16 protein-coding genes are annotated in these 19,015 nt (G+C 70.5%); 10 read left to right on the forward strand and 6 right to left on the reverse strand.

The window, feature by feature from the left end:
* Positions 1–91: 91 nt before the first annotated feature.
* On the reverse strand, positions 92–2,062 hold the full coding sequence (locus tag ACZ418_RS13245; protein WP_468361558.1) for a potassium transporter Kup: 1,971 nt from the start codon (positions 2,060–2,062) through the stop codon (positions 92–94).
* 208 nt (positions 2,063–2,270) lie between these two features.
* Between ACZ418_RS13245 and ACZ418_RS13250 the strand changes: the two genes are divergently transcribed.
* From ACZ418_RS13250 to ACZ418_RS13260, 3 genes are all read left to right on the forward strand, one after another.
* On the forward strand, positions 2,271–2,825 hold the full coding sequence (locus tag ACZ418_RS13250) for a DoxX family protein (RefSeq protein ID WP_468361561.1): 555 nt from the start codon (positions 2,271–2,273) through the stop codon (positions 2,823–2,825).
* A gap of 186 nt (positions 2,826–3,011) precedes the next feature.
* The gene (locus tag ACZ418_RS13255; RefSeq protein ID WP_468361564.1) at positions 3,012–3,668 is read left to right on the forward strand and encodes a hypothetical protein; all 657 of its coding nucleotides are present in this window, start codon (positions 3,012–3,014) and stop codon (positions 3,666–3,668) included.
* A gap of 95 nt (positions 3,669–3,763) precedes the next feature.
* Positions 3,764–4,597 (forward strand): slipin family protein, encoded by an 834-nt coding sequence (locus ACZ418_RS13260; protein ID WP_468361567.1) that lies wholly within the window; start codon positions 3,764–3,766, stop codon positions 4,595–4,597.
* On the opposite strand, the gene ACZ418_RS13265 is transcribed toward ACZ418_RS13260, so the two are convergent.
* Positions 4,536–5,720, reverse strand: a complete 1,185-nt coding sequence (locus ACZ418_RS13265; RefSeq protein WP_468361569.1) for an MFS transporter — start codon at positions 5,718–5,720, stop codon at positions 4,536–4,538. The genes ACZ418_RS13260 and ACZ418_RS13265 overlap by 62 nt on opposite strands.
* An 87-nt stretch (positions 5,721–5,807) precedes the next feature.
* Here ACZ418_RS13265 and ACZ418_RS13270 point away from each other — a divergent pair, with 87 nt between their 5' ends.
* The 3 genes from ACZ418_RS13270 to ACZ418_RS13280 all read left to right on the forward strand — a co-directional run bounded on the left by ACZ418_RS13270 (position 5,808) and on the right by ACZ418_RS13280 (position 8,317).
* Positions 5,808–6,881: an ArsR/SmtB family transcription factor gene (locus ACZ418_RS13270; protein ID WP_468361572.1), complete on the forward strand. Its 1,074-nt coding sequence runs from the start codon at positions 5,808–5,810 to the stop codon at positions 6,879–6,881.
* The gene (locus ACZ418_RS13275; RefSeq protein ID WP_468361575.1) at positions 6,878–7,366 is read left to right on the forward strand and encodes a glutathione peroxidase; all 489 of its coding nucleotides are present in this window, start codon (positions 6,878–6,880) and stop codon (positions 7,364–7,366) included. The genes ACZ418_RS13270 and ACZ418_RS13275 overlap by 4 nt, the downstream gene beginning before the upstream one ends.
* Before the next feature lie 66 nt (positions 7,367–7,432).
* On the forward strand, positions 7,433–8,317 hold the full coding sequence (locus tag ACZ418_RS13280; protein WP_468361578.1) for a MerR family transcriptional regulator: 885 nt from the start codon (positions 7,433–7,435) through the stop codon (positions 8,315–8,317).
* A 126-nt stretch (positions 8,318–8,443) separates the two neighbouring features.
* Here ACZ418_RS13280 and ACZ418_RS13285 read toward each other — a convergent pair whose 3' ends face one another.
* From ACZ418_RS13285 to ACZ418_RS13295, 3 genes are all read right to left on the reverse strand, one after another.
* Positions 8,444–8,635: a DUF397 domain-containing protein gene (locus ACZ418_RS13285; protein ID WP_453166359.1), complete on the reverse strand. Its 192-nt coding sequence runs from the start codon at positions 8,633–8,635 to the stop codon at positions 8,444–8,446.
* Positions 8,636–8,825: 190 nt separating this feature from the next.
* Positions 8,826–9,683, reverse strand: a complete 858-nt coding sequence (locus ACZ418_RS13290) for a helix-turn-helix domain-containing protein (protein WP_228623226.1) — start codon at positions 9,681–9,683, stop codon at positions 8,826–8,828.
* 254 nt (positions 9,684–9,937) lie between these two features.
* On the reverse strand, positions 9,938–10,693 hold the full coding sequence (locus ACZ418_RS13295) for a GOLPH3/VPS74 family protein (protein ID WP_450982941.1): 756 nt from the start codon (positions 10,691–10,693) through the stop codon (positions 9,938–9,940).
* Positions 10,694–10,888: 195 nt separating this feature from the next.
* On the opposite strand from ACZ418_RS13295, the gene ACZ418_RS13300 reads away from it, so the two are divergent.
* Positions 10,889–13,426, forward strand: a complete 2,538-nt coding sequence (locus ACZ418_RS13300; RefSeq protein ID WP_468361584.1) for a D-alanyl-D-alanine carboxypeptidase — start codon at positions 10,889–10,891, stop codon at positions 13,424–13,426.
* Positions 13,427–13,737: 311 nt separating this feature from the next.
* On the forward strand, positions 13,738–15,618 hold the full coding sequence (locus tag ACZ418_RS13305; RefSeq protein ID WP_468361587.1) for an MFS transporter: 1,881 nt from the start codon (positions 13,738–13,740) through the stop codon (positions 15,616–15,618).
* Here ACZ418_RS13305 and ACZ418_RS13310 read toward each other — a convergent pair.
* Complete coding sequence (locus ACZ418_RS13310; RefSeq protein WP_468361590.1) at positions 15,611–16,459, reverse strand: hypothetical protein; 849 nt, start codon at positions 16,457–16,459, stop codon at positions 15,611–15,613. The genes ACZ418_RS13305 and ACZ418_RS13310 overlap by 8 nt on opposite strands.
* Positions 16,460–16,533: 74 nt before the next feature.
* Here ACZ418_RS13310 and ACZ418_RS13315 point away from each other — a divergent pair, with 74 nt between their 5' ends.
* Both ACZ418_RS13315 and ACZ418_RS13320 read left to right on the forward strand, forming a co-directional pair.
* The gene (locus tag ACZ418_RS13315) at positions 16,534–17,319 is read left to right on the forward strand and encodes an SDR family oxidoreductase (protein ID WP_468361593.1); all 786 of its coding nucleotides are present in this window, start codon (positions 16,534–16,536) and stop codon (positions 17,317–17,319) included.
* Positions 17,320–17,446: 127 nt separating this feature from the next.
* Complete coding sequence (locus ACZ418_RS13320; protein WP_468361596.1) at positions 17,447–19,012, forward strand: sodium:solute symporter family protein; 1,566 nt, start codon at positions 17,447–17,449, stop codon at positions 19,010–19,012.
* The last annotated feature ends 3 nt before the right edge of the window (positions 19,013–19,015 follow it).

Genomic DNA, 19,015 nt, shown 5'->3' on the forward strand with positions numbered 1-19,015 from the left:
TCTCGACGGGCAGGTCCGCACCAGCCGCCAGGAGCGCGTACCGGGTGATGGTGCGTGCCGGCTGCGCGGCTCCGTAGCCGATCCGGCCTGCCTATACCTCGATGTGTGAGCCCATGATGACGGTGCGGTCGCGGGGAAGGCCGAAGTACTCGGCGGCGTCGGCCGTGATGTAGGAGGTGGCGATGAACAGGCGCTTGCGCCAGGGCGCCATCGTCGGTGTCTTTCCGCGCCGCAGCTCGATCTTCGACAGGAAGTAGGACGCCTGGTCGAGGTGCAGCGGCCCTTCGGTCTGGGCCGGGTCGAGCATGGCGAGGGTGCCGGGCACGTCCGGTGTCTCCATGTAGCCGAACCGTGCGGTGACATGGATGATCCCGTCGTCGGCGTAGCCGAGGTCGTCGACGACGATCCGCTGGTCGGCCGGGACTCGGGGCACGGGTTCGGTCGCCAGGGAGAGGATCACGACCTGGTCGTGGCGTACGTGGTTGTGCTCGACGTTGGCCCGCATGGCCAACGGTGCCGTCTGCTTGCCCCGGTTGAGGAAGACGGCCGTACCCGGGATCCGGCGCGTCGGCACCTTCCCCGAGCGGAGGTCGTCGATGAACTCGGGCAGCGGACCTTCCAGCCGTGCCCGCTCGGCGGTGACGAGTTCGCGGCCGCGCTGCCAGGTCGTCATGACGGTGAACACGGTCAGGCCGATCAGCAGCGGCAGCCACGCACCGTGGACGAGCTTGGTCAGGTTGGCCGCCACGAACAACAGGTCCACGAAGAGCAGCACGGTCGCGCCGATGACGATCAGCCACCTGGGCGTGCGCCATTTCGCGCGGGCGACATAGAAGAACAGCAGCGTGGTGATGGTGATGGTGCCGGTGACCGCCATGCCGAACGCGAAGGCGAGCGCCGTGGAGCTGCGGAAGGCGAAGACCAGGGTGAGGACCGAGACCATGAGCAGCCAGTTGATCCAGGGGACGTAGATCTGGCCGATGGTGGATTCGGAGGTGTGCGCGATCCGCAGCCTCGGCAGGTAGCCGAGCTGGGCGGCCTGGGAGGTGACCGAGTACGCGCCGGTGATCACGGCCTGGGAGGCGATGACGGTGGCCGCCGTGGCGAGCACGACCATCGGCCACTGTCCCCAGTCGGGTACGAGCAGGAAGAACGGGCTGCTGATGTTGTGCGGGTCGGCGAGGATCAGGGCGCCCTGGCCGAAGTAGCTCAGGATGCAGGCGGGGAAGACGAGGAACAGCCAGGCGCGGGTGATCGACCGGCGGCCGAAGTGCCCCATGTCGGCGTACAGCGCCTCGGCGCCGGTGACCGCGAGCACGACCGCGGCCAGCGCGAAGAAGGCGGTGCCGAAATGACCGAACAGAAAGCCCAGGGCGTACGTCGGTGACAGCGCCCGGAGGATGTCGGGGTGGTCGGCGATGCCGGCGATGCCGCACGCGCCGATGGCCGCGAACCAGGCGATCATGACCGGCCCGAACACCCGGCCCACCGCCGCCGTTCCCCGGCGCTGCACCACGAACAGCGCCACGATGATCACCGCGGTGACGGGTACGACCGCGCTTTCCAGCGACGGCTGGACGACCTTGAGCCCCTCGACCGCGGACAGCACCGAGATCGCCGGGGTGATCATGCTGTCGCCGAAGAACAGCGACGCGCCGAAGATGCCCAGGCCGGCCAGCACGACCGCGACCCGCCCGCCCCGCTGCGAGCCCCACCGCCGCAGCAAGGTGATCAGCGCCATGATGCCGCCCTCGCCGTCGTTGTCGGCACGCATCGCCAGCAGCACATAGGTGACCAGGACGATGATCACCACCGACCAGAACACCAGGGACACCACCCCGTACACGTTCTCGGTGGTGACCGGGACGGGGTGCGGGTCGCTCGGGTTGAACACGGTCTGGAGGGTGTAGATCGGGCTGGTGCCGATGTCGCCGAAGACCACGCCGAGGGCACCGATCACCAGCGCGAGGCGCACCGATTCGCGGGCGCTCGCCCCAGCGGCCTGTGGCGACTGCGAGACGGCTCCGTCGTCCGACGCGGTTCCCCGCCGGGGTCCGGCCATGGTGCTCCTCCTCCGTGCGGCCCGCTGAACTGCAGGCCAGGGCATCGAGGCGGACGATACCCATCCCATGGCGCCGGCCTCCGGCAGGGGGCGCCGTTTCGTCCCGAACGGCGCCTCGGGCTGCCGGCCGTCCGATGTGCGAGGTCACTGCCGTTACGGAAGGATCGGTAGGGGCGCCATGCACCCGGCGTCGTACCGGAGCACTCTCATGACGAAGCGCAACACGGGTTGGCCTTCGACTCCCACGCGACCGACGACACAGGGGGCCCCGGAGCGAGGCGGGTCCGCCGGCGACTGGGGGCTTTTGCTGGTGCGGCTGACCTTCGGACTGTTCATGGCCGGACACGGCTCCCAGAAGCTCTTCGGCCTGTTCGGGGGCCCGGGTCTGACGGCCACCGGCAAGGAGTTCGCCGACCTGGGCTACCACCCGGGGAAGGTGTTCGCGGTGATCGGCGGCCTCTCCGAGTTCCTCGGCGGACTCGGCCTGGCCGTGGGGCTCCTCACGCCCCTCGCGGCCGCCGCCCTGATCGGCGTGATGATCAACGCCATGGCGACCGTCACGGGCGCCCACGGCCTGTGGGACGCGAAAGGCGGCGTGGAGTACAGCGTCTGCATCGCCGTCGTCGCCCTGGCCGTGGCGGCGATCGGGCCGGGCCGCCTGGCCCTCGACCGGTTCTTCCCCTGGGGCAGGGGCGGCTGGCTCGAAGCCGGCTTTGCGTTGGGCCTCGGAGGTGTCGCTGCCGCGATCACGCTGGGCCTGTGAGAACTACGCAAACACCGGCGGCCGAGGTCTGCGGCGCCCCCGAATCACACTGCGGCACGCTTCCACCCGGCTGGGCTCACGATGTCACACTCCAGGCATATCCGGAATGCCGGTCATGAGAGCTGTCGGTACGTTCATCGCAGGTCGGTCGCCCGGGCCGACGTCCGCGAGACAGGAAGAAGTGACATGGCCCCGCGTACAGTTGCTCTGATCGGCGCCGGAGTAGGCGCGACCGTCCTTGCCGCCGCCGGCATCACCTACGCCTCGACCGTCGGATCCGCCCCGGCCTCCCCATCTGTCCACCGGGCGGCCCATCCTGCCCACCCGGCGGCCCATCCTGCCCACCCGGTGGCCAGGCCCGTCCGACAGACCGCTCCTGCCGCGGCTTCCTCGAACGACACGAAAGCAAGCGGACAGAAGAGCGAAGGCCGGGACGGGAACGAAGGCCGCGGCGGCAACGAAGGCCGCGGCGGGAACGAAGGCCGTGGCGGGAACGAAGGCCGTGGCGGACGCGACGGGGGCGGGCGCGGCCGCGGCCACGGGGACGGCGGGAGGATCTACTTCAACGAGCGTACGTACTCCGCCTCCGCCGAAGGCTGCATCACCACGGCCAGCGGAGGCGGCAGCAGCTTCAGCGTCTTCAACGACAGCCGGAGGACCATCGAGATCTTCCGGGGCTTCAACTGTGACAACGGCGGTCCGGTCGCCGTCGTGGGTCCCCACGGCGAGACCAGTGGCGTGGTGACCCGTACCGAGCACGAGGGCCTGCCCGGTCTCAATTTCGGTTTCGGTGAGGACGGCGTCGTGGGCAGCTTCCGGGTGGTCTGCGACGACGAGTGGTGACAATCTTGACGGATTCATGACGCGGGCGACCGCATCCATCCGGCCACCGCCGGTGTCCTCCCCGGTGTCCGTGCCGTTGCGAGGAATGGAGTGCCATGGAAGGCACCGTGGTGGCGGTCGTCGTGGTGGCGCTGTTGGCGCTGCTCGTGCTGAAGAGCGGTATGCGGGTGGTCAACCAGGTGGAGCGCGGGGTCGTGTTCCGGTGGGGCAAGGCCCTGCCGGGCTACCGGCAGCCGGGCATCACCTTCCTGATCCCCTTCGCCGACCGTATGCGCAAGGTCAACGTGCAGGTCGTGACCATGCCCGTGCCCACCCAGGAGGGCATCACCAAGGACAACGTGTCCGTGAAGGTCGACGCGGTCGTCTACTTCCGGGTCACCGACCCGGCGCGCGCGGCCATCGAGGTGCAGGACTACGTCTTCGCCGTCGGCCAGGTCGCCCAGTCCTCCCTGCGGTCCATCATCGGCAAGAGCGATCTGGACGACCTGTTGAGCGACCGGGAGCGGCTGCACGAAGGGCTCGCTCTGATGATCGACAGCCCGGCCGCCGGGTGGGGCATTCACATCGACCGCGTCGAGATCAAGGACGTACAGCTGCCCGAGTCGCTGAAGCGGTCCATGTCCCGGCAGGCCGAGGCCGAGCGGGAGCGGCGGGCCCGGGTCATCACCGCCGACGGTGAGTTCCAGGCCGCACAGCAGCTCGCCAACGCCTCCAGGATCATGTCCGACACGCCGGAGGCCATGCAGCTACGGCTCCTGCAGACCGTCGTCGAGGTCGCCGCCGAGAAGAACTCGACCCTCGTGATGCCCTTCCCCGTCGAGCTGCTGCGCTACTTCGACCGGGCCGTGCAGAAGATCGACGCCGACGTCAGCGTGCCTCGGCAGCAGCAGGCTCCGGCCCCGGCTCCGCAGAGCGCCGAGCAGCCGTAGCGAGCGCCAGCGTCACACCCACCGAGCCCGCCGCCATCACCGTCATCCCGGCGGCGGGCGAGGTGAGTTGGGCCACCGCGCCGGCCAGCGCGGCGCTCACGCCCTGCATGGTCAGCATGCCGGACGAGTGCAGGCCCAGGGCCTGCCCGGCGAGCTCCACCGGGGTCAGGTCCATCAGCCGCTCCTGCTGGACCAGGCTCGCACCGAAGCCCACGGAGGCGACCGTCACGCACACCGCCGCCACCGCCAGCGGCGGGTGCGCGCAGAACACCAGGTACGGCGTCGCCAGCACCAGCAACAGGGGCGTGGCCAGGCGGCGGCGTACCGCGGGTGGCAGCAGCCGGCCCACCGTCACATCGCCGGCGAACATGCCGAACGCCCCGCAGGCGAACAGGGTGCCGGCGGCGTGCGGCGCGTACGACACGTACAGGGACTCGCAGCCGACGACCAGGCCGTTGGGCAGCCACAGGCCCAGGTAGGTGAGACGGCGCGGGCGCGACGACCACAGCAGGGCGTTGCTGCGCCAGGTCGCCGACGGGGAGGGGCGGCCCCCGCTCCGGGGCGGGCGAGCCGTCAGGCCGACCCGCAGGGCGAGCGCGGCCAGCAGGTAGAGCGCCGCCGACAGCAGCAGGCACACGCGCGGGGAGAGCGTGCCGAGCAGGGCGCCGCCGGTGGCGAAACCGGCGATCTGCATCAGCCCGCTCATCATGTTGAACAGCGAACGCCCCGGCAGATAGCCGTCCTTGGCGAGGATCTCGTTCAGCAGGCCCCAGCGGACCCCGCCGCCCAGGGAGGCCACGAGGCCCAGCGCCAGAAGGACGCCGAAGACCGCGCCGACCGGCAGACCGGGCGCCGCCTGCACCGCCGTACCCGCCGCGAAGGCCAGCGCGATCACGGACAGCGCCGTACGCGGGGGCAGCCGGTCGGCGCCGGACAGCAGCACGGTGGCGCCCAGCACCTGGGCGAGCGACGGGCCGAACATGCTCACCGCCGACAGCAGCGGAGAGCCGGTGGCCCGGTACACGAGCGTGCCCAGGGCCAGGCCGCCGACGGTCTGCGCGGCCGAGCCGAGAAAGAGCGGGGTGAACTCCGGGGTGCGGAACAGGGATCGATAGCTGGACATGCCGGGCAGTCTCGGCGGGTCACGGACCGGCTCGTTATTGTTTCGCCGCAGCGCGAAAGGTCGTACGGCCGTGAGGGGGGTGCCGGGGTGGGCCTGTGGCAGCTCAACGCGGACACGCTCGCCCGCAGCCGGTTCGTCGTCTCGCCGCTCGCCGAGACCTTCGCCTGCCTGAAGCTGCTGCACTCGGGGGACGCCGCTCATCCCGGTGAGCATGCGTGGCTGCGCGCCCATCTGCCCGGCTACCGCACCCGGCTGGCGGCGGACCCGCTGACGGCACGGCTGGTACGGGCCGGGCTCGGCCGGGAGTGGATCGCCGACTTCCTCACCCCGGCTCCCCGCGGCGGGGAGACCTTCGCGGACGAGGCCGCCCGGGTCCGCGCGACGGCACCGGACGCGGCCCGCGCCCATCTGCGCACCGCACTCGCCGGCCCACTCCCCGCCGAGCTGGACCGGGACGACCTGCCCGAGCGCGCGGCCGTCCTCCTGGAGTGGGTGTGGGGGACGACCGTACGGCCGTCCTGGGAGCGGCGCCGGCGGGTGCTGGAGGCGGACGTGGCCGCGCGGACCGCGCAGGTGAGCCGGGGCGGGTGGGTGAGCGTGCTGGACGAGCTGCGGCCCGGGCGCACCCGCTGGCTCGGCGAGAACCTGCTCCAGATCAACCTGCACGAGTATCCGCCCCGCGAGATCTCCGGGGCCGAGCTGATCTTCGTACCCGTGACCGTGCAGCGGGCGGGCTGGGTCGCCTGGGACGACGGGGTGCGCTACGCGGCGGTCTACCCGTGCGCCGGGGCCCTCGCCGACGCGGGCATCAGGACCGTCCCGTCCGCCCTGGGCGCGCTCCTCGGCACCGCCCGCGCCGAGGTCCTGCTGCTCCTCGCCTCCCCCATCAGCACCACCCAGCTGACCGCGGTGACGGGACAGGGGCTGGGCTCGGTGGGGCGCCATCTGAAGGTGCTGAGGGAGGCGGGGCTGGTGGAGCGGCAAAGGGCGGGCCGGTCGGTGTTGTACCGGCGCACAGATGCCGGGAATGTCCTGGTGGAAGCGGTAGGACAGCGCGCCTCGAAGGGGCGCGGGGAACTGCGCGAGCAACCACAACGGACCGGCAGCCGAAAGACGGCCCATGACGGCTCAACCCGCGGAGCGCCTAGCATCCAGGCATGACCAACGTGCTGAATGTCGAAATCGACGCCCTCACCGGCGGCCCCGCGAACCTCCCCCAATACGCCGGCAAGGCGGTCCTCATCGTCAACGTCGCCTCCAAGTGCGGCCTCACCCCCCAGTACACGGGCCTGGAGAAGCTCCAGGAGCGGTACGCCGACCGCGGCTTCACCGTGCTCGGCGTGCCCTGCAACCAGTTCCTCGGCCAGGAGCCCGGCACCGCCGAGGAGATCGCCGAGTTCTGCTCGGCGACATACGGCGTGACCTTCCCGCTCACCGAGAAGGTCGAGGTGAACGGCGAGGGCCGGCACCCGCTGTACGAGCGACTGGTGGGCTTCGCCGACGCCGAGGGGCACAGCGGCGACATCCGCTGGAACTTCGAGAAGTTCCTGATCGGCCGGGACGGCACGGTCGTCGCCCGGTTCTCGCCGCAGACCGAGCCGGAGTCGGACGCGGTCGTGACCGCCATCGAGGCCCAGCTCGGCTGAGCAGCACTTGACCTTGCCCCTGGGGCAGAGCCCAGCGTCCCTGTCACCGGGCGGCGGATCCGCCCGGTGACGGAGGATGACACGGTGGACGACGACCAGCTCACCATCGGCGCGTTCGCCGCGCGGGCCCGGCTGTCGGCCAAGGCGCTGCGCCTGTACGACCGCCTCGGCCTGCTGACGCCCGCGCATGTCGACGAGACGACCGGCTACCGCTACTACCGCGCCGACCAGGCCGAACGCGCCCGTCTCGTGGCCCTGCTGCGGCAGCTGGACATGCCGCTGGCCCGGATCGCCGAGGTGCTCGGCGCCGAGGGCCCCGAGGCCGCCGACCGGCTCGCCGCCTACTGGGCGGACGTGGAGAGCCGGGTGGCCGGGCAGCGGACGCTCGCCGAGTACCTCCGTGGACGGCTGTCCGGGAGGAGCTGCGAGATGTACGAGAAGTTCGTGATCGAGACCGTGGACGTGCCGGCGCAGGTGGTGATCACCGAGTCACGGCACACGCTGGCGGACGAGCTGCCGACGTGGATCGGCACGTCGTTCGGCCGGCTGGAGGCGGCGGCGCGGGAGTGCGGAGGCATGACGGGCGCGCCGTTCGTGGTCTACCACTCCGAGGTGTCGATGGAGAGCGACGGCCCGGTCGAGTCCTGTGTGCCGGTCGCCGACGAGGCGGCGGCCCGGGCGTGGGCCGCCGGGCGGGGGCGGGCCTGGAAGACGGCGGTACGGGTGGAGCCGGCGGCCGAGCTGGCCTACACCCGGATCACCAAGGCGCAGGTGGCCAATCCGCAGATCCTGGCCGCATTCGAGGCGGTGGAGCAGTGGATGGCGGCCGAGGGGCTGGAGGCGGCCGGTCCCTGCCGCGAGATCTACTGGGCGGACTGGGACGCGTCGGGCCCCGAGGACCCGGTGTGCGACGTGGCGTTCCCGGTGTCGCGGGCCACGGGGACGGCGTGACCGTACCCCCGAACAGAAGGTGCCCTCTCGGCAAGGACGGCGACCGGTCGAGAGGGCTCTTCTGGTGGTGCTTGTGAAGTTGTTTTCGTCGGGGGGTCTTCACTGACGAAGGTCAGGGAGTGCCCCCTAGGCCTTGACCGAGGTCACGAAGGCGTTCCACGCGTCGGCCGGGAAGGCCAGGATCGGGCCCTCGGGGACCTTGGAGTCACGGACGGCGAGTTCGGCGTCGGTGGGCGACTTGACCTCGACGCAAGCGCCGTTGCCCGCGGAATAGGAAGACTTCATCCACGTCTCCGAAGCGCCCTGAATCAGTGCCATGTCCACTCCTGTTGCGAGTTGCGGTAGTGCGGTTCACGCCAACCTTGTCCTCTGATTGGCGTGATCGACGCTACCGGGCAACCGCCCCTGCCGGAGTAGTCGTTCACTCAACCGGATGGCATATTCCAGGGCGGCCTTCCACTGGAGTGGACCTTCGGTGTAAGATCCGGCGCCCCTGCGTGACAGTTGCTCATTCGGCGTACTGCTTGGCCACCTTCGCAATGAATTGCCGGGATTGCTCCACATTGAGGGACTGTGCCCGCAGATGCTCGTACATCACGGCGTACTTCTGCACGTCCTGGGCCTTCTCCAGATACAGGTCGCTGGTGACGCCCTCCAGGTAGACCACGCTGGAGTCGGCCGCGTCGGCGAACTCCAGGATCGCGTACTGGCCGTTGAGCCCCGGATGCGCGCCCACCTCGAACGGCAGCACCTGCACCGTGACGTGCGGCAGCTGGGACATCTCGATCAGATGGTCCAGCTGCTCGCGCATCACCAGCCTGCTGCCCACGACACGCTTGAGCGCGGCCTCGTCGAGCACCACCCACAGCCGGAGCGGGTTGTTCTCGGCGGTGATACGTTCCTGTCGGCGCATGCGCACCTGCACACGCTTCTCGATCTCGGCGGTCGACGTCTCCGGCAGCGCGCCCTGCACCAGGGCCTCCGCGTAGGCGCGGGTCTGCAACAGACCGGTGACCAGCTGGGGTTCGTACACCCGGAGCGACTCGGCGTCGGTCTCCAGACCGATGTACACGCTGTACGGGATGTCCCCGAAGGTGTGCCACCAGCCCTGCTGCCGGGAGTCCCGGGCCATTTCCATCAACGAATCGACGATCCGCTGGTCCTCGACCTCGTACACCCCGCACAGGTCACGCACATCGCGCTGGCTGATGCTTCTCCGGCCGTTCTCCAGCCGGCTGATCTTCGACTGCGACACGAGCAGACGCTCGGCCACTTCCTCGGCCGTCATGCCTTTGAGCTCGCGGAGCCTGCGCAGCTCCTGGCCCAGCCGGCGCCGCCTGACGGTGGGATTGACATTGGACGCCACGGGACGTGCACCTCCGGCTGCCTGCCTGTTGCTTAACACTTTCCGTATCTGCTGCTGAGCAGACTGCCACCAAGGTGCTTTCTACCGCTGGGAAATGGTGGATATGCGGCGCGTACGCGTCAGTTCGCCACGGCTCGCCACCCGACGGTGTGCCCGGACGCAGTCGAGCGGGACGGCGAGATCCCGGGGAAGGACCTCACCGCCCCGCTCGACCAGCGGCTCCCGAACGGGTCTGGATGAACCGGGGTTACGGCTCAGTGGGCCACGGCGCGTGCCATGGATCCGCGGTGCGGCTGCATCGGAACCCCGCGTGCGGGTTCCGCCGCGGACCTGGCACCGGCCGCACCCTGCCGCCCGGTGGCGGCCGGGCCCCGGCGCGGCTGTGCGGCAGCCCCGTTCTGCACGTCCATCACGGCGTGTGCGACAAGGCCGCCCATGGGGTCATGCCGGATCAGATCCCGCAGCCGGGACCGGGACGAGCGCCCCTCGTTCCCCGGATACAGGTGCTTGCCGAGTCCGACGGCGTGCGCCAGGGCGGCGAGCGCCGCGGTCCGCGGGTCCGGCGGTACGCCGGTGCGGATCGCGGAATCCAGCCGGGCTCGGATCTCCCGGCTGATCTCGTTGTCCGTCGCCTGATAGCGCGTCGTCGGCAGCACCCCGCACATCTGACCGGCCACGGCATGCACCATGCCGCACCGCTCCAGATGCGAGAGGTACGTCTGGCGGAGCCCCAACCGGGGCCCGCCGATCCAGTGGACGGCACGCACGGGAGCGCCACGCCTTCGCAGCAACTCCAACGCGCAGTCCAGAGTCGGATCTCCTGTCGGCCGTGGCACCACCACGGCGATACGATCCCCGTCTGGGGCTATCCGTCCGGCCAGCGCCAGCTCCACTAGCTGTGCTCCGGCCAGACCGAGGTCGAGCGACTGCGGCTGTGCAGTGGTACCCGTGGTCGGGTCCAGTGCCAGCAGCAGAAGCTCCTCCGGAAGTGTTCTGCGGCTCCTGCCCATCCATGCCTCCCCGCGTGGATGAATGACAGGGTGACCCCTCTCACATTGGTCTGTCGAGGGTGCGTGACCGGTTCGTGAGGGAACCGGTAGGTATGTCGTTCTCGTCTACTGCAGGGGCCAAGCCCTCACACAGGACACTGGTACATGGTTCGGACAGGGCGCGCGCGTGGGCGTGCGGCGCATGAGGAGGCATCGGTGGCGGGCGAGTCCCCCGACAGGTCGAAGCAGCGCGAGTCGTCGGCAGGAGCGACGTCGGGGAGCGCGGGTCCGGTTCCCGAGGCGCGCGATCCGCGCCTCGCCGTCTCCCGGGAAAAGGATTCCTCGCCCCGCGGCGTGGACACCGCGACGAAGATCCTGTCGGTCCGCGACGCGAAGCCCCGCGCAACGGAAGCCCCGCAGGAGGACACCGCCCTCCGGGAGGCGGTCTCGACATGGGTCCGCGACGCCGCCCCCGCAACTCCCGGCCCGACGGCCACGGATGAGCCGGAGCCCGAGGAGGCCGAGACCGAGGCTGAGGCCACGGACGTGGAGGCGAACTCGGGTACGGAGGCGGAGGCTGACGCGGCCTCCGATGGGGGCACGGACGCCGACGCCGACCAGAAAGCCGGCGAGCAGGCAGACACGCAAGCGAAGGCCGAGGCGACCCCGGAGGCCGAAGCGAAGGCAGAGGCCGACGCGGGCACAGACGCGGACGCTGGCGTGGGCGCGAAGGTTGACGCGGACCGCGACGCGGGCGCGGGCGCTGAGACCGACGCTAACCGCGACGCGGACGCTGACGCGAAAGCCGACGCGGACGCGAAGGTTGACGCTGAGGCCGACGCGGACGCCGACGCGGGCGCGAAGGCTGACGCGGGCGGCGGTGCCGGGCCTGGCGATGAGGCCGACGCTGACCGGGCCGCGAACGCCGACGTGGAGGCCCGCCCTGACCGCGACGCGGACGCGGACGCCGAGGCCGAGGCCGAGGCCGAGGCCGACCGCGACGCTGAGGCTGACGCCGGCCGTGACGCGGACGCTGACGTGAACGGCGATGCGAAGGCAAAGGCCGAAGGCGAAGCCGAGGCGGCTGGGGCCGAGGACGGGCCCGAGGACGCCGACGGCGGGGACGCCCCGCAGGGGCCACCCGCGGCCGACGACGAGACCCGCACGGGTGGTGCGGGTGGGAACACGGACGCCGAAGGCGAAGCCGAGGCGGACGGCGGCGTCGATCAGCCCACCACCGTCTTCAAGGCCGTCACCCCCAAGCCACAGGTCGATCAGCCGACGACCATGCTCAAGCTGGGCGGCAAGCCGAGGTCCCCGGAGTCCGACTCCGAGCACACCAGCAAGTTCGTCGCGCTCAAGAACGACATGGCGCCGGCCGCCAAGCCGAAAGCCGCGCCGGCCGCCAAGCCGGACGTCACCACCCCCGTCCCCCAGGTCGGCCCCGAGCGCACCACCCAGCAGCCCCTCCCCCCGAAGCCCCCGCTGGACCTCCTGGCGGAGCTGACGAACACGCCCCCGCCCCCGGAGACCGCGGTCCGCACGCTCGTGCGCCGGGTCAAGATCTGGACCCCCCTGGTCCTGCTCCTGGCGCTCGTCTTCGCGGTCGTACAGACCCTCCGCCCGCTCCCCGACCCCACCCTCGACCTCACCGCGAAGGACACCTACACCTTCGACGGCGGCAAGGCCGACATCCCGTGGCCGGCCACTGGTCAGGCCGCGCTGGACGTCCAGGGCATCGGCACGTTCGGCAACTCCGGCAACCAGAAGCCCGTACCGATCGCGAGCGTCGCCAAGGTGATGACCGCGTACCTCATCCTGCGCGACCACCCGCTCAAGAGCGGCCAGGACGGCCCGAAGATCAGGATCGACAAGCCCGCCGAGCAGCAGTCGGACGCGGGCCAGGAGTCCACCGTCCGTGTCACGGCGGGTGACCGGATCTCCGAGCGCGAGGCCCTGGAGGCCATCCTCCTGCCCTCCGCCAACAACGTGGCCCGGCTGCTCGCCCGCTGGGACTCCGGTTCGGAGCAGGCGTTCACGGAGAAGATGAACGCCGCCGCCACGGGGCTCGGCATGAGCAACACCAAGTACACCGACCCCTCGGGCCTGACCGCCTCCACGGTCAGCACGGCGGTGGACCAGGTGAAGCTGGCCCGGGCGGCGATGCAGCAGCCCGTCTTCCGCGAGGTCGCGGCGATGATGTCGTACGACGACTACAAGGGCGTCAACCACTCCAACTACAACCGCCTGGTCGGCCACAACAACGTCGTCGGCATCAAGACCGGCACCACGCCCGCCGCCCTGGGCAACCTCGTCTTCGCGGCGAAGCAGCAGGTCGGCGGCGAGACGCGGACCATCATCGGTGCCGTGCTGCGCCAGCCCGCCGGCGGCTTCGACAACACCATCATCAGCGGGGTCCTCGACGCGGGCGACAAGCTGATCCGGTCCGCGCAGGGCGCCCTGAAGTCGGTGACGATCCTGAAGAAGGGCGCTGTGGTCGGGTACGTCGACGACGGTCTCGGCGGCCGTACGCCGGTCGTGGCGACGCAGGACGTCACGGCGGCCGGCTGGTCGGGGCTGAAGGTGAAGCTGTCCTTCACCTCCGGCAAGCTGCCGCACACCGCGAAGGCCGGCACCCGGGTCGGCTCGCTCACCGTGGGTGACGGTTCGGCCGGCGCCGTCAAGGTGCCGGTGGCCCTGCAGAAGGATCTGACGGAGCCCGGCTTCGGCGCCAAGCTGACCCGTCTGGGCTGAGTCCGCCCCCGGTCGTCACCAGCACGCACCCCGCCGACGGAGACCCGCGGCGGCGCGAGTGAGCCGAAGGGGCGCGCCGGTGCCGGGAGTGTGACCGCGCGGAGGCCCGAAGGGGTTGAGCACGGTCGCACTCCCGGCACCGGCTGAAGCGCCCCGGAGGCGAGCCGCGCCACAAAAGGCGCGCGTGCTAGCGTCACGAATCGGGGCAGGTCGCCGGTCCCGGGACAGGGCCGCGAACTGGACGGGAATCAGCCGGGAACACCGTGGAACACGGCCGAGAACAGAAGACGGGACACGGGGAGTGCCTTCAGGTGGCCACAGCCGAGCCGACACGCGCCGACGACGCCGATCCGGACCCGGGATCCGGCCCGCGAATACGCCTGTCCGAGGCTGATCCGGACGGTCGCGGGGATCGCACCGACCACCCGGACGGCCGTACCGACAGTGAGCATCTCGACGCGCCCGTGGGCAGGCTCGCGCGTCTCCTCGCCGCCGCCGAACCCCTGCGGCAGCGGCTGCTGAGGCACCCCGTGCTGTCCGTGACGGCCCTCGCGGGGGTCCTGCACATCGTCTGGTTCTTCACGTTCGCGAACAGTGGTGGCGATCTCGCGGCGCAGGACGCCTGGGCGGAGTTCGTCGGCCGGCACCCGGACTCGGCGTACAACCTCGCCTGGTACGGCGGCATGCACCCGGTGTCGTACAGCGTGGTGTCGCCGTATCTGATGGCCGTCCTCGGCGTCCGTACGACGATGATGATCGCCGGGACCGTGTCGGCGGGCCTGCTGACGCTGGTCCTGATCCGCAGCCGCGCGGTCAAGAACCCGCTGTGGGCCTCGCTCGCCGGGGTCGTCGCGTTCCTGTGCAACGCGATCTCCGGCCGGGTGACCTTCGGGCTCGGCACGATGTTCGCGCTCGGCGCCGTCGCGGCCGTCTTCTGCTGGCCGTACCGGTGGCGGCACAGACGCTGGGCGAAGGCGGCGGTGGCCGCCCCGCTGGCCGGTCTTTCCACCATGGCCTCGCCCGTCTCGGGACTGTTCGTCGGGCTGGTCGCGGTGGCGCTGTTCCTGCAGAAGCGGCGGCCGGGCGCCTGGGCGCTGGGGCTCGCCCCGACGGTGGTGGTCGCCGCCTCCTATTTCCTCTTCCCGTTCTCGGGCACCCAGCCGATGACGATCGGCTCGGTGATCCTGCCCCTGCTGTACGGCCTGCTGTGCCTGTTCCTCGCGCCCAGGGAGTGGGTGACGGTCCGGCTGACGGCGGCCGTCTACAGCGTCGGCGTGGTCCTGGTGTGGCTGATCAGCTCGCAGATCGGGTCGAACATCTCCCGGCTGCCGATGCTGTTCGCGGGTGCGGCCCTGGTGGCCGCGCTGCCGTTCACGGTGCCGAAGTCGCGCAAGTGGTACACGACCGTGCTGGCGCTCCTCGGGTTCGCCGGCTGGATCGGCTTCAAGTCGGTCGACGACATCATCCACACGACCCCGGCCGCGTCCTGGGCCCGCGAACTCGCCCCGCTCGTGCACCAGCTGCAGAAGGCCGGTGCCGAGAAGGGCCGCGTCGAGGTGGTCCCGGCCCGCTCGCACCGGGAGGCGTCGGCGCTCGCGCCGTACGTCAACCTGGCGCGCGGCTGGAACCGGCAGGCCGACATGGAGCGCAACCCGCTCTTCTACGACGACACCCTCAACTCGGCGAACTACCACGAGTGGCTGCAGCGCTGGGCCGTCCACTTCGTCGTCCTGCCGAAGGACAACCCGGACGGCGACGGCGGCGAGCGGGAGCGGCAGCTGCTGCGGCGCGGGATGCCGTATCTGAGGCAGGTGTGGGGCGACGCCAACTGGCAGCTGTTCCGGGTGACCGATCCGACGCCGCTCGCCGAGCCCGGCGCGGTGGTGGACCGGGCCGGGCAGGGTGAGATGACGCTTCAGGTGAGCAAGGCCGGGCGGATCCTGATCAGGATCCCCTACTCGCCCTGGCTGAGCGTCGTCGACGAGCACGGGAAGAGCCTGAAGCCGCCGCAGCTGGTCTCCTCGGGTCCGCCGAAGCAGTACCGGAACGTCAACGGGTGTCTGACGGAGACGACGGAGGACGCGAACGGGGACAAGTGGACGATGCTGATCGCTCCGCGGGCCGGCACGTATCGGCTGGCCGCGCCGTACCAGCTGCCGCGCGGTACTCCCTGCCCGGACGAACTCAAGTAGAGCCGCGCAGCTCGGCGACGTAGGCATCCGTGCCGGGAATCGTCGGGATGAACGGCGCCACCAGCTCCACCCGCCCCAGCCCCGAGCCGGAGACATCCGTGTCCAGCCCGGTGAAGCGGCCCTCCCAGCACTCCCTCGGGTCCGCCTCCAGGAACCACAGGAGCGTCACCCGGGTGTCCACGCCCTCGACCTGCCTGACGTAGGTCATGCGCTCGCCCGGCAGCGGGGTGGGCCGGAAGACGGTGACCATCGCGGCCGGGGAGCCGGACAGCCGCTTCGGCAGATGACGATCGCGCAGCCACTGGAGCAGTTCCGCCCGCTGCTGCGGCGACTCGGCGTCGATCACCTCCAGCACCAGCCCGGCGTACGGGTGGTCGAGGGCGTGGAAGTCGCGCGGGCCCGCCGCGCCGTCGCGGTAGACCGTCGTCTCGTGGTCCTGGAAGGCCGTGAAGACGTGGGTGCGGTCGTGGTGGACGCGGGCGTCGCGGTTGAGACGCTTGTTGATGGCCACGGTCCACTTCATGTGGTCGTCGTAGCGGCCGTCGGTGATCCAGTAGGTGGAGAGGTAGCAGCCGGCCGTGACGGGCTGGGCGACGGCCGACTTCTCGGGGTATCGCAGGAGCTGCAGATCCCGGGTCGCGACCCAGCGGCGCCCCGCGTACATCCAGGGCATGGCCATCGCGCCGGCGTAGTAGTGGTCGTCCTCGTACCAGCGGTTGTAGGCGTACTCATGGCCCGGGTGCGGCTCGACCATGGTGATCAGGGCGTGTCCGGGCCGGACGCCGTACGGTCCTACGGCGGCCAGTTCGGCGTACGTCTCGCTGCGGGTGTCCTCGCCCATGCGGTTCCCCTTTCCTGCGCCGGCCCCTACTCTGACGCTCCGTCAGACAAAGCGCCATACCGCGGGAGGCACCGATGTCCCTGCTCACAGGCAAGACAGTGGTCGTATCGGGAGTGGGCGCCGGGCTCGGTCACCAGGTCGTCGCGGCCGTCGTACGGGACGGCGGGAACGCGGTGCTCGGGGCGCGCACCGAGGCCAACCTCGCCAAGAGCGCGGCGGAGGTCGATCCGGACGGTGCGCACACGGCGTACCGGGCGACGGACATCACCGACGAGGGGCAGTGCGCGGCGCTGGCCGCGCTGGCGCGGGAGCGGTTCGGCGGCATCGACGCGGTGGTCCATGTCGCGGCCTGGGACTCGTACTTCGGCGGACTGGAGGACGCGGACTTCGCGACCTGGCAGTCGGTCGTCGACGTGAACCTGCTGGGCACCCTGCGGATGACGCGGGCCTGTCTGCCGGCGCTGAAGGCGGGCGGCGGCTGCGTGGTCTTCATCGGGACGCAGTCGGCACTCGCCGCGCCCTCGCAGGTGAAGCAGGCGGCCTACGCCGCGTCCAAGGGGGCACGGACCAGTGCGATGTACTCCCTGGCGCGGGAACTCGGGCCGTACCGGATCCGGGTCAACACCGTCCTGCCGGGCTGGATGTGGGGGCCGCCGGTGCAGGCCTACGTCCGGTTCACCGCGCAGACGGAAGGGGTGCCGGAGGCGGAGGTGCTGGGGCGGCTGACGCAACGGATGGCACTGCCGGACCTCGCGACGGACGGGGACGTGGCGGACGCGGCGGTGTTCCTGGCCTCGGACCGGGCGCGGGCCATCACCGGGCAGTCGCTGCTGGTCAACGCGGGGGAGTTGATGCGTTGAGGGAACTCGCGCCGAATGTCGGGGCGTTCATGTAAGTGAACACGAATCATCAAGCCGAACATTTTTACGTTGACTTGACCTTACTCTTGCTTGTCGTGTTCATGTGGCGGCACCCACGATCGAGCACATGAACCGTCTCGACTGGGCCGTACTCATCGGCTACTTCGGTGTGATGGTCGCGATCGGCGTCTGGTCGCACAAGCGCGTGGACAACGTTTCCGACTTCTTCACGGCCGGCGGCAAGATGCCCTGGTGGCTGTCCGGCATCTCGCACCACATGTCGGGCTACAGCGCGGTCATGTTCACCGGGTACGCGGGCATCGCCTACACCTACGGCGTCACCTCCTTCGTCACCTGGTCCTTCCCCATCGCGCTCGGCATCGCCATCGGGTCGAAGCTGTTCGCGCCCCGCATCAACCGACTGCGCTCCCGGCTCCATGTGGCCTCCCCGCTGGAGTACCTGAAGAACCGTTACAACCTGTCCACCCAGCAGGCGCTCGCGTGGTCCGGCATGCTCCTGAAGATCGTGGACGTGGGTGCCAAGTGGGCGGCGATCGCCACCCTGTTGTCGGTGTTCACGGGAGTCACCCTGAACCAGGGCATCCTCATCACCGGTGCGATCACGGCCGTGTACTGCACGATCGGCGGCCTGTGGGCGGACGCGCTGACCGAACTCGGCCAGTTCGTCATCCAGTTGCTCGCCGGTGTCTCGATGTTCGTCGCCGTCGTACTGAAGCTGGACGACAAGCACATCGGCTTCTTCGACGCCTGGAACCAGCCGGCCCTGCACGGCCACGGCAAACCCCTGGTCGGGCCGTACGGCACGGTGTTCCTCCTCGCCTTCCTGTTCATCAAGCTCTTCGAGTACAACGGCGGCATGCTGAACCAGGCGCAGCGGTACATGGCGACCGGCAGCGCGTACGCGGCCGAGCGGTCGGCCCGGCTGTCGTCCGCGCTGTGGCTGGTCTGGCCGGTGGTGCTGTTCTTCCCGATGTGGATGTCCCCGCTGCTGGTCCACGCGCAGAAGCCGGACGGATCCGACTCCTACGGCCTGATGACCGAACAGCTGCTACCGCACGGCCTGTTGGGCCTGGTCGTCGTCGGTTTCTTCTCCCACACGATGGCCATGTGCTCCTCCGACGCCAACGCGATCGCGGCGGTGTTCACCCGTGACGTGGCGCCGGTGCTGTCCTCCCGCGCCCGGGCGTGGGGCGAGCGCTCCGGCCTGATCGCGGCCCGCGTGACGACGCTGGTCTTCCTCGGCCTGTCCATGGCGGTGGCGACGCAGGTCAACTCCCCCACCCTCAAGGACATCATCACGGTCGTCATCAAGTGGGTCGCCGGTCTGATGGGCCCGATCGCGATCCCCATGATGCTGGGCCTGCTCCGCCCGTTCCGCCGCTCCGGACCGACGGCGGCGCTCACCAGCTGGGCGGCGGGTCTGCTGGCGTTCTGGCTGGTGAACTACCCCATCAACTGGAACGTCTCCGGCGGAGTCCCGCTCCAGTACCAGGTCTCGATCCCGCTGGCGGTGTCCCTGGTGCTGTACATCGCCATCGGGTACCTGAAGCCCGAGGAGACGCCCGAGCGCCTCGCCGTCATCGAGAAGGTCAACACCGACGGGGACGGGGACGCTGCGCCGGCCACGCCGGTGCCTGCGGGAGCGGGGGACGACGTGGTGGGGGCGTCGTAGGGG

It is taken from the genome of Streptomyces sp. NPDC030820 (assembly GCF_055572075.1).

Excerpts from the sequence above, each read along its gene's own strand:
- ACZ418_RS13245 (WP_468361558.1), bottom strand. The coding sequence starts at position 2,062 with ATGGCCGGACCCCGGCGGGGAACCGCGTCGGACGACGGAGCCGTCTCG.
- ACZ418_RS13250 (WP_468361561.1), top strand. The coding sequence starts at position 2,271 with ATGACGAAGCGCAACACGGGTTGGCCTTCGACTCCCACGCGACCGACG.
- ACZ418_RS13255 (WP_468361564.1), top strand. The coding sequence starts at position 3,012 with ATGGCCCCGCGTACAGTTGCTCTGATCGGCGCCGGAGTAGGCGCGACC.
- ACZ418_RS13260 (WP_468361567.1), top strand. The coding sequence starts at position 3,764 with ATGGAAGGCACCGTGGTGGCGGTCGTCGTGGTGGCGCTGTTGGCGCTG.
- ACZ418_RS13265 (WP_468361569.1), bottom strand. The coding sequence starts at position 5,720 with ATGTCCAGCTATCGATCCCTGTTCCGCACCCCGGAGTTCACCCCGCTC.
- ACZ418_RS13275 (WP_468361575.1), top strand. The coding sequence starts at position 6,878 with ATGACCAACGTGCTGAATGTCGAAATCGACGCCCTCACCGGCGGCCCC.
- ACZ418_RS13285 (WP_453166359.1), bottom strand. The coding sequence starts at position 8,635 with ATGGCACTGATTCAGGGCGCTTCGGAGACGTGGATGAAGTCTTCCTAT.
- ACZ418_RS13295 (WP_450982941.1), bottom strand. The coding sequence starts at position 10,693 with ATGGGCAGGAGCCGCAGAACACTTCCGGAGGAGCTTCTGCTGCTGGCA.
- ACZ418_RS13310 (WP_468361590.1), bottom strand. The coding sequence starts at position 16,459 with ATGGGCGAGGACACCCGCAGCGAGACGTACGCCGAACTGGCCGCCGTA.
- ACZ418_RS13315 (WP_468361593.1), top strand. The coding sequence starts at position 16,534 with ATGTCCCTGCTCACAGGCAAGACAGTGGTCGTATCGGGAGTGGGCGCC.
- ACZ418_RS13320 (WP_468361596.1), top strand. The coding sequence starts at position 17,447 with ATGAACCGTCTCGACTGGGCCGTACTCATCGGCTACTTCGGTGTGATG.